Source organism: Pantoea sp. alder81, from assembly GCF_020179835.1.
GTDB lineage: Bacteria > Pseudomonadota > Gammaproteobacteria > Enterobacterales > Enterobacteriaceae > Pantoea.
Genome location: NZ_JAIUDA010000007.1, coordinates 16,489 through 31,146 on the forward strand (window position 1 = coordinate 16,489; position 14,658 = coordinate 31,146).

General features: G+C 54.9%; 12 protein-coding genes. 4 read left to right on the forward strand and 8 right to left on the reverse strand.

Features of this window, described 5'->3' with window-relative positions:
- Positions 1–5: 5 nt before the first annotated feature.
- The 4 genes from ubiE to udp form a co-directional block, all read right to left on the reverse strand.
- Positions 6–764, reverse strand: a complete 759-nt coding sequence (gene ubiE / locus LBW88_RS18210; RefSeq protein ID WP_224933809.1) for a bifunctional demethylmenaquinone methyltransferase/2-methoxy-6-polyprenyl-1,4-benzoquinol methylase UbiE — start codon at positions 762–764, stop codon at positions 6–8.
- A 75-nt stretch (positions 765–839) separates the two neighbouring features.
- Positions 840–2,351: a DNA recombination protein RmuC gene (gene rmuC / locus LBW88_RS18215; protein WP_224933808.1), complete on the reverse strand. Its 1,512-nt coding sequence runs from the start codon at positions 2,349–2,351 to the stop codon at positions 840–842.
- An 85-nt stretch (positions 2,352–2,436) separates the two neighbouring features.
- Positions 2,437–3,705, reverse strand: a complete 1,269-nt coding sequence (locus LBW88_RS18220; protein ID WP_224933807.1) for a tetratricopeptide repeat protein — start codon at positions 3,703–3,705, stop codon at positions 2,437–2,439.
- 87 nt (positions 3,706–3,792) lie between these two features.
- Positions 3,793–4,554 (reverse strand): uridine phosphorylase, encoded by a 762-nt coding sequence (gene udp, locus LBW88_RS18225; protein ID WP_084933275.1) that lies wholly within the window; start codon positions 4,552–4,554, stop codon positions 3,793–3,795.
- A gap of 300 nt (positions 4,555–4,854) precedes the next feature.
- Here udp and LBW88_RS18230 point away from each other — a divergent pair, with 300 nt between their 5' ends.
- The gene (locus tag LBW88_RS18230) at positions 4,855–5,691 is read left to right on the forward strand and encodes a dienelactone hydrolase family protein (protein WP_224933806.1); all 837 of its coding nucleotides are present in this window, start codon (positions 4,855–4,857) and stop codon (positions 5,689–5,691) included.
- A gap of 38 nt (positions 5,692–5,729) precedes the next feature.
- Here the strand turns inward: LBW88_RS18230 and metE are convergent, their stop codons facing one another.
- Positions 5,730–8,000: a 5-methyltetrahydropteroyltriglutamate--homocysteine S-methyltransferase gene (gene metE, locus LBW88_RS18235; protein WP_224933805.1), complete on the reverse strand. Its 2,271-nt coding sequence runs from the start codon at positions 7,998–8,000 to the stop codon at positions 5,730–5,732.
- A 214-nt stretch (positions 8,001–8,214) separates the two neighbouring features.
- Here metE and metR point away from each other — a divergent pair, with 214 nt between their 5' ends.
- Both metR and LBW88_RS18245 read left to right on the forward strand, forming a co-directional pair.
- Positions 8,215–9,147, forward strand: a complete 933-nt coding sequence (gene metR / locus LBW88_RS18240) for an HTH-type transcriptional regulator MetR (protein WP_224933804.1) — start codon at positions 8,215–8,217, stop codon at positions 9,145–9,147.
- Between the two features lie 92 nt (positions 9,148–9,239).
- Positions 9,240–9,722 (forward strand): DUF1456 family protein, encoded by a 483-nt coding sequence (locus LBW88_RS18245; protein ID WP_224933803.1) that lies wholly within the window; start codon positions 9,240–9,242, stop codon positions 9,720–9,722.
- A 398-nt stretch (positions 9,723–10,120) separates the two neighbouring features.
- On the opposite strand, the gene LBW88_RS18250 is transcribed toward LBW88_RS18245, so the two are convergent.
- Positions 10,121–10,990 (reverse strand): carboxylate/amino acid/amine transporter, encoded by an 870-nt coding sequence (locus tag LBW88_RS18250; RefSeq protein ID WP_224933802.1) that lies wholly within the window; start codon positions 10,988–10,990, stop codon positions 10,121–10,123.
- A 432-nt stretch (positions 10,991–11,422) separates the two neighbouring features.
- Between LBW88_RS18250 and glpT the strand changes: the two genes are divergently transcribed.
- Positions 11,423–12,763 (forward strand): glycerol-3-phosphate transporter, encoded by a 1,341-nt coding sequence (gene glpT / locus LBW88_RS18255; RefSeq protein ID WP_224933801.1) that lies wholly within the window; start codon positions 11,423–11,425, stop codon positions 12,761–12,763.
- A 32-nt stretch (positions 12,764–12,795) separates the two neighbouring features.
- On the opposite strand, the gene yigL is transcribed toward glpT, so the two are convergent.
- Together yigL and pldB are read right to left on the reverse strand one after the other, a co-directional pair.
- Complete coding sequence (yigL, locus tag LBW88_RS18260; protein WP_224933800.1) at positions 12,796–13,596, reverse strand: sugar/pyridoxal phosphate phosphatase YigL; 801 nt, start codon at positions 13,594–13,596, stop codon at positions 12,796–12,798.
- A 32-nt stretch (positions 13,597–13,628) separates the two neighbouring features.
- Entirely contained in the window at positions 13,629–14,621 is a 993-nt protein-coding gene (pldB, locus tag LBW88_RS18265; protein ID WP_224933799.1) for a lysophospholipase L2, read from the reverse strand.
- Between the last annotated feature and the right edge of the window lie 37 nt (positions 14,622–14,658).

Consider the following 14,658-nt stretch of genomic DNA (forward strand, 5'->3'; position numbering starts at 1 on the left):
ATCAATCAGAACTTAAAGCCGCGATGCAGCGCCACAATACCGCCAGTCATGTTGAAATAGGTGGTATTTTCGAAGCCGGCATCATTCATCATCGCTTTCAGGGTTTCCTGATCGGGATGCATACGAATCGATTCTGCCAGATAGCGATAGCTTTCCGCATCCTGCGCCACCAGTTGCCCAATACGCGGCAGGATATGGAAGGAGTAGGTATCGTAGGCTTTGCTCAGCGGTTCCAGCAGCGGTTTGGAAAACTCCAGCACCAGTAAACGCCCGCCTGGCTTCAGCACACGGAACATCGAGGCCAACGCCTTCTCTTTTTCGGTGACATTACGCAAACCGAAGGAGATGGTGATGCAATCGAAATAGTTATCCGGGAACGGCAGCGCTTCGGCGTTGGCCTGCACGTAGCTGACATTGCCAGACACGCCCAAATTGCGCAGCTTCTCACGGCCCATCTTCAGCATCGAACTGTTGATATCCGCCAGAACCACCTGACCCGTCTCGCCCACCAGGCGAGAGAATTTCGCCGTCAAATCGCCGGTGCCGCCGGCCAAATCCAGGACACGCTGACCACGACGTACGCCGCTGCTGTCGATGGTAAAACGCTTCCAGACACGATGGATGCCAAACGACATCAGATCGTTCATCAGGTCATATTTTGCCGCTACGGAGTGAAACACGTCCGCGACTTTATCGGCCTTTTCGCTTTTCGCGACGGTCTTAAAGCCAAAATGGGTAGTTTCCTGCTGTGATTCATCTGCCATCGGGTTTACCTGTTCCACAAACAATTCTTGCCGAAGTGTATCAGAGTCGCGTTACGCGAGCACGTGACCACCGTGCTATTCGTTGATGCGGCGCAGCGAAGCGGTGGAAGAATCTGCCGCATTTTCATCAGGCTTGGGATCGTCCGCCCAATCTTCATCCGCCTCTTCCGGCTGCGCTTGCTCCACCAGCTGAGGATTGATCGGTCGTTTGATCTCCACACCCAACGCGCGGAAGGATTCGCTTTGTGCAATCAGATTGCCGCGCCCTTCTGCCAGCTTTTTCATCGCCTGATGATAACTCTGCTGCGCTTTGTCGAGGCTATGACCGATACCGCTCATATCATCCACAAACAGTCGCATTTTATCGTACAGCCGCGTGGCACGGTCGGCGATGCGTTGCGCGTTGCGGCTCTGATGCTCATAACGCCACAGATTGTTGATGGTGCGCAGTGCCACCAGCAAGGTGGTTGGGCTAACCAGCATGATGTTCTGCTGTAATGCTTCGCTGATCAATTCTGGCTGGCGATCAATTGCCAATAAGAAGGCTGGCTCAACCGGAATAAACATCAACACATAATCCAGAGAGCGTAAACCGGGCAATTGTTGATAATCTTTTCGCCCCAGAAGACGAATATGGCCGCGCATGGCGTTAACGTGTTCCTGAATTGCCTGCTCGCGCGTGGCTTCATCTTCCGCGTTGAAATAGCGTTCGTAGGCCACCAGCGTCATTTTGGCGTCAATCACAACATCCTTGCCCTGCGGCAACCGCACGATCACATCCGGTTGCATCCTGCCCTGCTGTTCCAACTGCACGCTGACCTGCGTCTGATATTCATAGCCTTCACGCAGACCGGAGGCTTCCAGCACCCGCGCCAGCACCACTTCACCCCAGTTGCCCTGAATTTTGTTATCGCCCTTCAGCGCTTTGGTGAGATTGACCGCTTCCTGCGCCATTTGCGCGTTCAGCTGCTGCAGTTGGCGAATCTCATGGGCCAGCGTATGGCGTTCGCGTGCCTCCTGGCCAAAACTATCAGTTACCTGACGACGGAAGCCATCCAGCTGTTCACGCAGCGGGCCAATCAGGCCATTGAGGCTTTGACGATTCTGCTCATCTACGCGGCGCCCGCTGTTTTCAAAAATGCGATTGGCCAGATTTTCAAACTGCGCGCTGAGGCGCTGCTCGCTGTTGGTGAGCAGGCGCTGCTTCTCTTCTGCGCCAAAACGCGTCTCTTCTAAACGGATGGTGACTTCACGCAGTTCCGCTTCCTGCGCGCTGTTCACTTCCAGCTGATTGCGCAGTTCCCGGCTGAGCTGCTCGCTTTCGCCACGCCAGTAATCGAGCTGTTGCAGCCGTTCCTGTGCCCCGCTGAGCGTGCCATGCAACTGCCGCAGCTCTTGCTCGCGCTGCTGGATTTGCTGTTGTAACTGTTCGAGCTGCTGCTGCTGGCGCTGCTGCGCCTCTTCCAGCAGTCGGCGTTCGGTGGTGAAGCTGGCGTGCTGGTGGCCGGCACGCAACTGGGCCAAAATCCAACCGAGGCCCAGTCCGGCCAGCGCCAGCGCGCCGCTAATGATAAGTTGCTGATCCATAATCCCCCCGCGGATCGTTTCGCTGAGGGAAAAGGTAAGGCGCTACTGTATGAATGTCCAGACTGTTGTGAAGCTGGCGGGTGATTTACAGCGCTTTCACCGTCAAATCACCTGCCTTCCACGCATCAATCAGGAAAAACGGCATCGGCAATAGCCATTCGCTGCCTTTCACTTTGGCGGGATAACACCAGCTTTGCCCGTCGTGCGTGAGTTCAACCTGCTGCCAGCCGTTATCCACATTTTCCACTTTACCCGCCATGCTGGAGTAGCCGGCGTTACTGCCGACGTGAAAACGATCGGTTTGCCAGCGTATCGGCGGATGCACGGGCCACGGCTGGGCATGATGGAACTGGAAGATGTCGTCATGATTCAGCAGGCTTTCGCGCACCGTTGGCCACAGCGCCACCTTGAGGAAATATTGATCGGTGAAGCGCTCACTGCCGCTGTACTGGGCGATAAAGTCGCGCATCTGCTGCTCAACGTTATGGAACACGCCGTGACACCCGCCCCACATTCCTGCCAGCAGCAGTTCGGTATGGGTAAAGTAGTCGCGCATATGATGGAACCAGGATGGCGACTGCAGCCAGGCCTCCACCGCCGCCACTTCGCGTTCAGACAGCAAGGAGTCCGCATCCCGTACGATGTAACGTTTAACGCTGGCATCATCCATCACCAGAAAGCGCCACAGCGTCGGGAATATTGTCTTCTCATGCGACATATCCACCAACTGCGTATTCGGCTGCCTGAGGCGTTGCCAGACGTGTTGCGGCACACTGTCATCAAGATAGATTCGACAAATCCAGTCAGGATAAAGCTCGCGCGCGACGTCGATATTTTTGATCAGCGTTTCACAGTAGCGCGGTTGGCCGCCGTACAGGCTGAAAGAGATGATGTTTTCTGATGGATTGGCCGGATCAAAAGGCGGCGGCGCTTCTGCCGGATACGCCACTTTATGACCTTGCCGGAAAATCGTGTCTGACTTTTCCAGTGACTCGCGGCCATAGCGCGCCACTTCATCATGCTTTTCCAGCCAGCCACACACTTCCGTTAAGCCATCAAGCCAGGTGTCAGAGGCCTGCGCACGCTGTGCGGCTGGAGCCTGATAGATCTTTTGGTAGGTTTTGTAGGATTTTTTGTACTCGCCCACGCGCATCAGCGTTAACGCATAGTCGCTGAGCACTTGCATATTTTGCGGCATGACGCGCAAAACTTCTTCACAGCACTGACGTGCCACGGGGAAGTCAGAGGCCGCCATCGCCTGGCGAAAACGTGCTGCCACGCTCTCAATACGAGACTGCGCAGCAGCGGGAGTAGGATTAAAGGCAGGACGAGGAGCAGAAACCGTTTTGCGCATAGTTGTTTTCTCAGTATCAGCTGAAAAACGTGCGCAATGTGGCGGCAGCAGGGAATTCCTTATCCGTAATACCTGCTGCCTTGCGCACTAAATTAAGCGACGCGCGGCTTCTACAACAATTTTCACCGCATCGCTTTCGGTCTGTTTCATGGTCACCGCGTCCGGGATCTCTTTCTGCGTACGGTTAACGATAACACCCGCCACCATGCCCGCTCGCAGCCCCTGACTGGCGCACATGGTTAACAGTGTAGCGGATTCCATCTCATAGTTAAGCACGCCCATTTGCTGCCACTCTTGCATAGAGCCCTGGAAGCGATTCACCACGCGTCCTGAGAAGGTATCGTAACGTTCCTGGCCCGGATAGAAGGTGTCAGAAGAGGCGGTGATCCCGATATGCGTTTTGGCGCCACAGGCTTCTGCTGCGGCCACCAGCGCGGTGGTACAGGTAAAATCGGCCACTGCCGGGAATTCCATCGGCGCAAAGTGCAGGCTGGCACCATCAAGGCGTACAGACGCGGTGGTGACCAAAACATCGCCCACATTAATATTCGGTTGGATCGCACCGGTGGTGCCGACGCGCAGGAAAGTACGTACGCCGAGCTGCGCCAGTTCTTCCACCGCAATTGAAGTAGATGGGCCGCCAATACCGGTTGAACACACCACCACCGGCTTGCCATCGACTTCCGCGAGGTACGTGGTGAATTCACGATGTGAAGCGAGATGCTGTGGGTTATCCATCAGCGCAGCGATTTTTTTCACACGCTCCGGATCGCCGGGAACGATTGCCAATGTGGCACCTTTCAGATCGGCTTTAGTGATACCAAGGTGGAAAACGTCAGACTGGGCCATAACAGACTCCTGATAGATAAGGGATATGCGTGTCACTCTACGTGAGAGCGCCAGATAAATATGTGATTAGTTTCACCATCGACAATGAAACTTACATTATCAGAAAATTATTATGTGACTTGCATCACACAAATGCGCTCGGCAATTCTGAATTGCTACAAGCGGTGCTGTGTAAGTTCGGGTGGCAGTGTTAATAGAGAAGAAGAACATAAGTAAACATCCCTCTGAACCCTACGCCAGCCTTGCTCCTGAAGCAGGCTATAGTTACGTGATTGCGCATTTGCTAGCACGGAGAGAACCATGAAAACCGAAGACAATATGGCACAAAAATCAGCAGCCGGCGGCTTTGCCCCGGCCGTTCAGCCCATCGCCAGCAGCACTATCACCACATCCAGCGATCAGATTCATGCGGGTGAAACCTCGGTGCCGAGCCAGGGTGAAAATCTACCCGCTTATTATGCCCGACCAAAAACCTATGAAGGCAAGTTGCCGGTGGTGCTGGTGGTGCAGGAGATTTTTGGCGTACATGAGCATATTCGTGATGTGTGCCGTCGTCTGGCACTGGAAGGTTATCTGGCCGTGGCGCCAGAGCTGTACTTCCGCGAAGGGGATCCGAGTGAATACAGCGATGTCCCTACTCTGCTGAAAGAACTGGTGAGCAAGGTGCCGGATTCGCAGGTGCTGTCCGACCTTGATCATGTCGCTAACTGGGCGGCGCGCCACGATGGCGATATTCGACGTATGGCGATCACCGGATTTTGCTGGGGCGGGCGTATCAGCTGGCTGTTTGCCGCGCACAACCCGCAGGTCCGTGCCGCCGCCGCCTGGTATGGCCGCTTAGAGGGTGAGAAAACCCTGAAACAGCAGAAACACCCGATCGATGTCGCCGTGGATCTCACGGCCCCGGTACTCGGTTTGTACGGTGGTCAGGATGCAAGCATCCCGCTGGAAAGTATCGATAAAATGCGCCAGGCGTTGCATGCTGCCAATGCCAAAGCGGAGATTGTCGTGTATCCGGAAGCCGGTCACGCGTTCAATGCCGATTATCGTCCAAGCTATCACGCCGATTCTGCCGCCGATGGCTGGGCACGCATGCTGGCCTGGTTTTCACAGCATGGTGTCGCGCCAAACGCATAAGCATATTGGGGCGCTCATGCGCCCCAAGTCCCTGTGCGTTAAACCGTTTCCCCGCGCAGATTTTTTGCCGCTTTAACCATGTTCGCCAATGCCTGCCGGGTTTCGCTCCAGCCACGGGTTTTCAGACCGCAGTCCGGATTGACCCACAAACGCGCGGGCGGAATACTTTGCGCCGCTTTCCGCAGCAGATCTTCCATCCACTCAACGCTGGGCACATTCGGTGAGTGAATGTCATACACGCCAGGCCCAATTTCGTTCGGATATTCGAACGCTTTAAACGCATCCAGCAATTCCATATCAGAGCGTGAGGTTTCGATGGTGATTACATCCGCGTCCAGTGCCGCGATCGAGTCCATGATGTCGTTGAATTCGCAATAACACATATGGGTGTGGATTTGCGTCGCGTCCTGCGCAACCGCTGCGTTAAGGCGGAAGGCATCGACCGCCCAGGTCAGATACGCAGCCCAGTCAGACTGGTGCAACGGCAGACCTTCACGCAGCGCGGGTTCATCAATCTGAATGATACCGATGCCGGCTTTTTCTAAATCTTCCACTTCATCACGCAGTGCCAGCGCAATCTGTTTGGCGATGATTTCCCGCGTCACGTCCTCACGCGGGAAGGACCAGCACAGAATCGTGACCGGGCCGGTGAGCATGCCTTTTACCGGTTTGTCGGTCAGCGACTGCGCGTACTTCGCCCACTCAACGGTAATCGGCTGTGGGCGGCTGATATCACCGATGATCACCGGGGGCTTCACGCAGCGAGATCCATAGCTCTGCACCCAGCCATTTTGCGTAAACACAAAGCCATCGAGGTTTTCGCCGAAGTATTCCACCATGTCGTTACGCTCTGCTTCGCCGTGTACCAGCACATCCAGCCCAAGACGTTCCTGTTCAGTAATCGCCTGTTTGATATGTTCCGCGATGCCGGTGCGATAGTGGCCGCCATCGATATTGCCTTTTTTGAAGTCGAGTCGCAGGCCGCGAATTTCGGTGGTTTGCGGGAATGAACCGATGGTGGTGGTCGGCCAGGCAGGCAAATTAAAGCGATGGCGCTGCGCTTTGGCACGTTCGGGATAGAGGCTGGCGCGCTCAACGTCTTTGGCCTGAATGCTCGCCAGACGTGCGCCCACTGCTGCATTGTGCACGCGTGCAGAGTGCGCACGGGCTCGAATCGGTGCACTCCACTCTGTCAGCGATGCTGCATCGTTATTATTGAGCGCCTTGCTCAGCAGCGACAGTTCAGCACACTTCTGTAAAGCAAAGGCGAACCAGCTTTTTACTTCCGCATCGAGCCGGGTTTCAACGCTGAGATCGATCGGGCTGTGCAGCAGTGAACAGGAGGAGCCAATCCACAGATTTTTACGCTGGCCCACCAGCGGTTGCAGGCGCTCAAACCAGCGGCTGAGATCGGCACGCCAGACGTTACGGCCGTTGATCACGCCTAATGAGAGCAGCCAGTCGGTGGGGATCTGTTGGTGGATATGCTGGATGTCATCTTTGCCATGTACCAGGTCAACGTGCAGGCCTTGAACGGGTAGCGTCTTAATTACATCAAGGTTTTGACCGATGCCGTCAAAGTAAGTAGTCAGCAACAGTTTCACGCCACCTTGTAATGCATCGTAAGTGGGCTTGAACGCATCACGCCATTCCTGTGGCAGCTCCAGCACCAGCGCGGGTTCATCTATCTGCACCCATTCGATGCCGCGCTTTTTCAGCTCTGCCAGCACTTGCTGGTAGACCGGCAGAATGTCTTTCAGCAGTGATAGACGGTCAAACGGCTCACCTTTGACTTTCCCCAACCACAGGTAGGTCACTGGCCCCAGCAGCACCGGTTTGATCTGGTGACCCAGTGCCAGCGCCTCGTCCACTTCGTCGAGCAGTTGCGTCCAGCAGAGCGAGAACTGCTGGCCCTGCGTGAATTCCGGCACCATGTAGTGATAGTTGGTGTTGAACCATTTGGTCATCTCCGCGGCAGCAGCAGGTTCACCGCTGGGCGCACGGCCGCGTCCCAGACGGAACAGCGTATCGAGATCGACTGAGCCATCCTTGTTCTGATGGCGCGCCGGCACATTCCCGAGCATCAGGCTGGTGGTCAGCACATGATCGTACCAGGCGAAATCGCCCACTGGCAGCAGATCCACACCCGCCTCTTTCTGCTGTTGCCAGTGACGGGCACGCAGTTCGCGACCCACGGCCCGTAGCGCTTCCTGTGAGGAGTTACCTGCCCAGTAGCTTTCCTGTGCTTTTTTCAGTTCACGACGCAGACCAACACGAGGGAAACCGAGCGTATGGTTCAGAATGGTCATTTATTAATCTCCAGATATTCTTAACGGTACAAGCCCGTTTACGTTCATCCAGCGAGGGAATTGCCGTGCGCTGAACGCCTGAACTGGACGAAAGTAAAATGGCTGTGGTGCCTAATTGAGATGTTTAGCCGTCCAGATGTTTACACCGCCATAATCTGCGGGTACTGTATGTTCCTCAAGCGCAATTTGTTCAATCTCGATGTGAAGGACTCTCATGATCGAACTCAAACACCTGAGAACGCTGCAGGCGTTGCAGAATACCGGCTCGTTAGCCGCTGCCGCTGCTCAGCTTCATCAGACACAATCGGCGTTATCTCATCAGTTCAGCGATCTGGAACAGCGGCTGGGCTTTCGCCTGTTTGTGCGCAAGAGCCAGCCGTTGCGGTTTACGCCGCAGGGGGAAATCATGCTGCAGTTGGCCGAGCAGATTTTGCCGCAGATCCAGCAGGCATTACAGGCGTGCCACGAGCCGCATCAGACCACGCTGCGCATTGCGATTGAGTGTCACAGCTGCATTCAATGGCTGACACCGGCACTGAATAATTTCCGCCAGAGCTGGCCACAAGTGGTGGTCGATTTTAAATCGGGGGTGACTTTTGATCCTCAGCCCGCCTTGCAGCAGGGTGAACTGGATGTGGTGCTGACCTCCGATATTCTGCCTCGCAGCGGTTTGTTCTATACGCCGATGTTTGATTATGAGGTGCGACTGGTGTTGGCCCCGGATCATCCACTGGCGCAGATTGATCATATTTCGCCGGAGGATTTAGCCGATGAGGTGTTAATGATTTATCCGGTGCAGCGTCAGCGTCTGGATATCTGGCGTCATTTCCTGCAGCCGGCGGGAGTGAGCCCGGCATTAAAGAATGTAGATAATACGCTGTTATTGATTCAGATGGTGTCGGCACAAATGGGCATCGCCGCATTACCGCATTGGGTGGTGGAGAGTTTTGAAAAGCAGGGCCTGGTGGTGACCAAGACGTTGGGCTCTGGCTTGTGGAGCCGCCTGTATGCGGCGGTTCGCGATGGCGAGCAGCGTCAGCCGGTGCTGGAAGCTTTTGTGCGCTTCGCCCGTCAACACGCCTGTGACCATCTGCCGTTTGTGCGTGATGCGGCGCGTCCAGGTTCACTTCAGTCGGTTTCTTCATGATCTCACGGGCGGCTTATGTCGCCCGTGCTGTTATCCCTGCCCTGCCTGCTCTATAATGCGCCGCCTCAATCCGCGACCAAGAGAGTTTCACCATGACGAGTAACGATGTTCTGCGCAGCGTGCGCTATATGCTTGATTTGAGCGATAGCAAAGTGGTGGAGATTTTTGCCTTAGCGGGCAGTGAAGTGCCGCTGGAGGATGTTCAGGCGTGGATGAAGAAGGATGAGGATGCGGCGTTCCGTAAATTGCCGGACGTGCTGATGGGCTATTTCCTTAACGGTTTAATTTTCTTCCGTCGCGGTAAAAGTGAAGATGCCCCAGCGCCGTCAGTCGAACGTCGTATGAATAACAATATCTTCATTAAGAAGCTGCGTATCGCGTTTGCGTTGAAGACCACGGATATTCCGGTGGTGCTGGAGAAGGCAAACTTTAAAGTTTCACAGGCTGAGGTTGGTGCGATTTTCCGCAATCCTGATCATAAGAACTACCGCGAGTGCGGCGACCAAATTCTGCGTAACTTTTTGAAGGGATTGACGATGATTCATCGTCCTGCGGCGCCCGCGAAAAAGCCCTGATGGCTTCGTGTTAGTGCTCAATCGCGAAAGGGCTGATTACTACGTGTTAGTGCTCAGTCAGGAAAGGGCTGATTGCTATGTGTGAGTGCTCAGTCAGGAAAGGGCTGATTGCTATGTGTTAGTGCTCAGTCAGGGATAGCGTGGCAGATCGCAAAGGAAACCCACATCCCTGTGGGTCAGCCTCGCCCTCCATGGCTCGGATGCTTTGCTCCTCTGCCACGCTATCCCTTCCCTTAGGCTTTAGGTGTCGCTTTGATATCAGGTCAGATACCGGCCGCTCCGATCACGAAGGAATCTCACTTCCCTGTGGATTTGCCTGTCTCTTCCCTCTGGCTTAGGTGCTGCTTATTCGAAGCTAGAGCAAAGCAACGAGCTTGTTAGCAATTCAGCTCGGCCATTTAGGCATCGCTTTTAGCGACATGCCCTACTACCCAACGCTTGTGCACGTAAAGTGAAGCGAAAATGACAATCGCCCCGGCAATAAAGCTCGGCCAGTGCGGTTTTTCCTGCCAGATCGCCAGGTTCACCAGTAAGCCCGCCGGTACGTGCATGTTGTTCATGATGCCCAACGTACCCGCATCGACCTGCGTCGCACCGTAGTTCCACATAAAGTAGCCTAGACCGGATGCCGCTACGCCCAGCCACACCAGAATGCCCCATTGCAGGTTTGTAGTCGGCAGCTTGTTCGGATTACCCCACAGGCTCCAGGCAATGATGGCAATGATCACCGCGCCTAAATAGAACCACGAGAATGCCGTGTGTTGCGGCATCGGGCGGGTTTCCTGCAAACGCTTGTAACCGACCATACCAATGGCGAAGCAGATGTTAGCCGCCTGAACCAGCAGTAAACCGAACCAGAAGTGATCGCTGACTTTGTCGTAACGGATGATGGCCGCACCGGCTACCGCCAACAGCGCGCTGAAAGCATAGCCGATTCGCAGTCGACGTCTGCTGAGCAAATCGTAAATCAGCGTGACGTAGAGCGGCGTCATCACGGTAAACAATAGGAATTCTGTCACGCTGAGGTAGGTATAAGCCTCAAAACTCAGCAGGTACATTACGCCGAGTTGCAGCATCCCCACCAGCATATACAGCAGGATGGTTGAGGCGCGATAGCCCTTCCAGCGCAGGAACGGCAGGAAGACAATCGCGGCCAACCCAAGGCGCATCAGTACAGAGAACCAGGAGTCAACCTGGCCTGCAAGGTATTCCCCTATCAAACTAAAGGAAAAAGCCCACAAAATGGTGGTAACGATCAGTAACGGCACGGCATCGATCCCAAAATGAACAGTGGCGCTAGTGTAAACAAACTGTCGTGAGCGGGCTTAAATATCTGGTTGACGAGTGGTCAAAACAAAACCAAACAACTCCTGGCTTCATTAAGCCAACTCTTTATCGCTCGCTTGTAAAACCGGGCTGTTAATTGCTGATGCAGTAAATCTATTTCAGCAGCGCAATGGATTACCCTTTTAAACGTAAAAGCCCCAACGCTTAATGCGCGAATTCCAACATTTCCTGGTTTATATCGCTCTTAAATGTCATCAAACTGTAACAATTGTGTCACACATCACAGTAACGTAGCGTAACCATCACTATCCTTTGCGCGAAATGGAACTTTGCTGTCTGTTTTAGCGCCAGTTGGCGTTTGACCCATCCTGCTGGGAATTCATAACTATATTGCGCCCTGGAGGGCCACATCCATGTTGAGTATCTTCAAACCGGCACCGCATCAGCCGCAAGTCGCTGACGATCGTGTCGATCCACTTTATCGTCGGCTGCGCTGGCAAATCTTCATCGGCATTTTCTTTGGTTATGCCGCCTATTATCTGGTCCGTAAAAACTTTGCGCTGGCGATGCCCTATTTAGTCGAACAGGGCTTCTCGCGTGGCGATCTCGGTTTTGCGCTGTCCGGGATATCCATCGCTTACGGTTTCTCCAAGTTCATCATGGGTTCCGTCTCCGACCGCTCAAATCCACGCGTGTTTTTACCTGCCGGACTGATTCTGGCCGCCGCGGTGATGCTCTTTATGGGCTTTGTACCCTGGGCCACCTCCAGCATCATGGTGATGTTTGTGCTGCTATTCCTGTGTGGTTGGTTCCAGGGCATGGGCTGGCCACCGTGCGGTCGCACTATGGTGCACTGGTGGTCGCAGAAGGAGCGTGGCGGGATTGTCTCGGTATGGAACTGCGCGCATAACGTCGGCGGCGGTATTCCGCCCCTGCTGTTCCTGCTGGGCATGGCGTGGTTTAACGACTGGAAAGCTGCGCTGTATATGCCGGCGTTCGGTGCCATCTTCATCGCTATCATTGCGTTTGCGCTGATGCGCGACACCCCCCAATCCTGTGGCCTGCCGCCGATTGAAGCGTACAAAAACGACTACCCGCCGGATTACAGCGAGAATCATGAAGAGGAACTGACGGCAAAGCAGATCTTCATGCAGTACATCCTGCCTAATAAGCTGCTGTGGTATATCGCTCTGGCCAACGTGTTCGTTTACCTGCTGCGCTACGGCATTCTCGACTGGTCACCGACCTACCTGAAAGAGGTGAAGCATTTCACGCTGGATAAATCTTCGTGGGCTTACTTCTTCTATGAATATGCGGGCATTCCCGGCACCCTGCTGTGCGGCTGGATGTCGGACAAGGTGTTCAGAGGCAATCGTGGTGCCACCGGCGTGTTCTTTATGACACTGGTGACCATCGCTACGGTGGTGTACTGGCTTAACCCGCCAGGTAATCCAGGCATCGATATGCTGTGCATGATCGTCATCGGCTTCCTGATTTACGGCCCGGTGATGCTGATTGGTCTGCATGCGCTGGAACTGGCACCGAAAAAAGCCGCGGGCACTGCAGCGGGCTTTACCGGTTTGTTTGGCTATCTCGGCGGTTCCGTCGCCGCCAGTGCGATTGTCGGTTACACAGTGGACTACTTCGGCTGGGATGGCGGTTTCATGGTGATGATTGCGGGATCAGTGTTGGCGGTGATTTTGTTGCTGCTCACCATGGTCAGCGAGCATAAGCACAAGAAACAGATGGCATAACAAAAATGGGCCGGATTAACCGGCCCATTTTTTTAAGCAAGGAACAGCTTACGCAGCGTATGCGGCACCGCGTCTTCAGCGTTGCTGCCAATCACTTCGAGCGTCGGCAAGGTATCTTTCAGACGCTGCTGCCCATTACGCATGATGCAGCCTTTACCGGCCATGCTCAGCATTTCCACATCATTCATGCCATCCCCAAAAGCGATGCACTCTTTCAGTGAGAAGCCAAGCTGCTTCGATACCGCTTCCAGCGCGTGACCTTTTGATACGCCACCCGCCATCACTTCCAGACAGGTTGGCAGTGAGAAACTGACATTCACACGATCGCCCCAGCGCGCTTCGATCGCCAGCTCCAGCGGCGCCAGACGCTCAGGATCGTCGCAGGTAAAGAACACCTTGCTGATACCATCGGTTTCCAGCATGCCCGGCTGGTAGACCTGATAGTTGAACACCGACTCGCGGAAATAGTCCTGCTCCTCCGGGCGGTGGCGGCTCATAAACCACTCGTCGTCGCGATACACGTGCGTCAGGATATGCTCATCGTGGTACTGCAGACCGTAAAGCTCGCTGGCGATATCGGCGTCGAGGTTATGGCTGAACACCAGTTCACCTTCTGCATTGTGCACGCGGGCACCGTTGGAGGTGATCATGTACGCCGGAATGCCGAGGTTGTCGCGCATCTGGCCCACGTCGATATAGTGACGGCCGGTGGCGAAAACGAAGTGGACATCTTGCGCCACCAGTTCCTGCAGCGTGGTACGGGCAAAAGGTGTCAGTCGGTGTTCCGGTGAGAGCAGCGTGCCATCCAGGTCGGATGCGACGATGTGGTACATGTAAACCTCTGGTATTGATATCGGAAAATGAGTTAAACGTGGCGCTCGAAAAAATCGACCACCAGGTTGAGCGCTTCAGCGCGCATGGCGTCTGTTTCAAACAAAATCTCGTGACGCGCGCCTTGAATCACATACGGCACGGTGCCTTCGCAGGGATGCCCCGCGTCGGCCATCGCCGTACAAAAAATATCTTGCGAGCGGTTGTCTACCACATCGTCTTCACTGGCCTGCAATACCAGTGATGGCGTGGTGATTTTCGCCGCCTGGCTAATGATGCTGCGCCCGGCATACACGCCTTCACGCACCCAATGATAAGTCGGGCCACCGACGCGCAGCCCCGGATCGTCCGCGTAAAAACGCAGGTTGCGCCGATAGCGTTCCCGGCTGTGCGTCAGGCGATTAATACCAAACGGACTGGCACGCCAGCGGCCGGTGCCGAGCGCATAGCGTTCGCGTATCGCCGGCAGTTTTTCCGCCCAGTCCAAAATCGGGTGCGCCATCCAGTCAGGCAACGGCAGCACGATGCCGAACATCGGTGCCGAAAACACAGCGGCATGGAACGCCTGCGGCTGACGCGCCAGAAACAGCGCTAAAATCGCACCGCCCATCGAATGCGCCAGCACGTAGCGCTGCTGATAATGGTTACTGACGATCTCTTTCAGATACAGCGTTTCTAAATCGTCAACGTAGTGGCTGAACTCAACCACATGGCCGCGATGCGAATCGGCCAGCAAGCGATCGGAGCGGCCCTGCCCGCGATGGTCAATAATCACCACGTCATAACCGCAGTGGAACAGATCGTAAGCCAGTTCAGGGTATTTGATATAGCTTTCGATGCGGCCAGGAACAATCAGGATGACACGGCGATGTTGCGGTGAGGTGAAACGAACATAGCGAATCTTCAGGTTACCTACGCCGGTGAATTCGCACTCTTCACGACGACGCCAGAAGTCGAGCAGCGGACCGGTGGCAAAGGCTGAAAAGCCTCTCTCTCGCCCGAGCCAACGCTGTTTGTGATGCTGCATCTGTCCCCCTGAAAAAAAGCCCCATCGCGCATCTGTA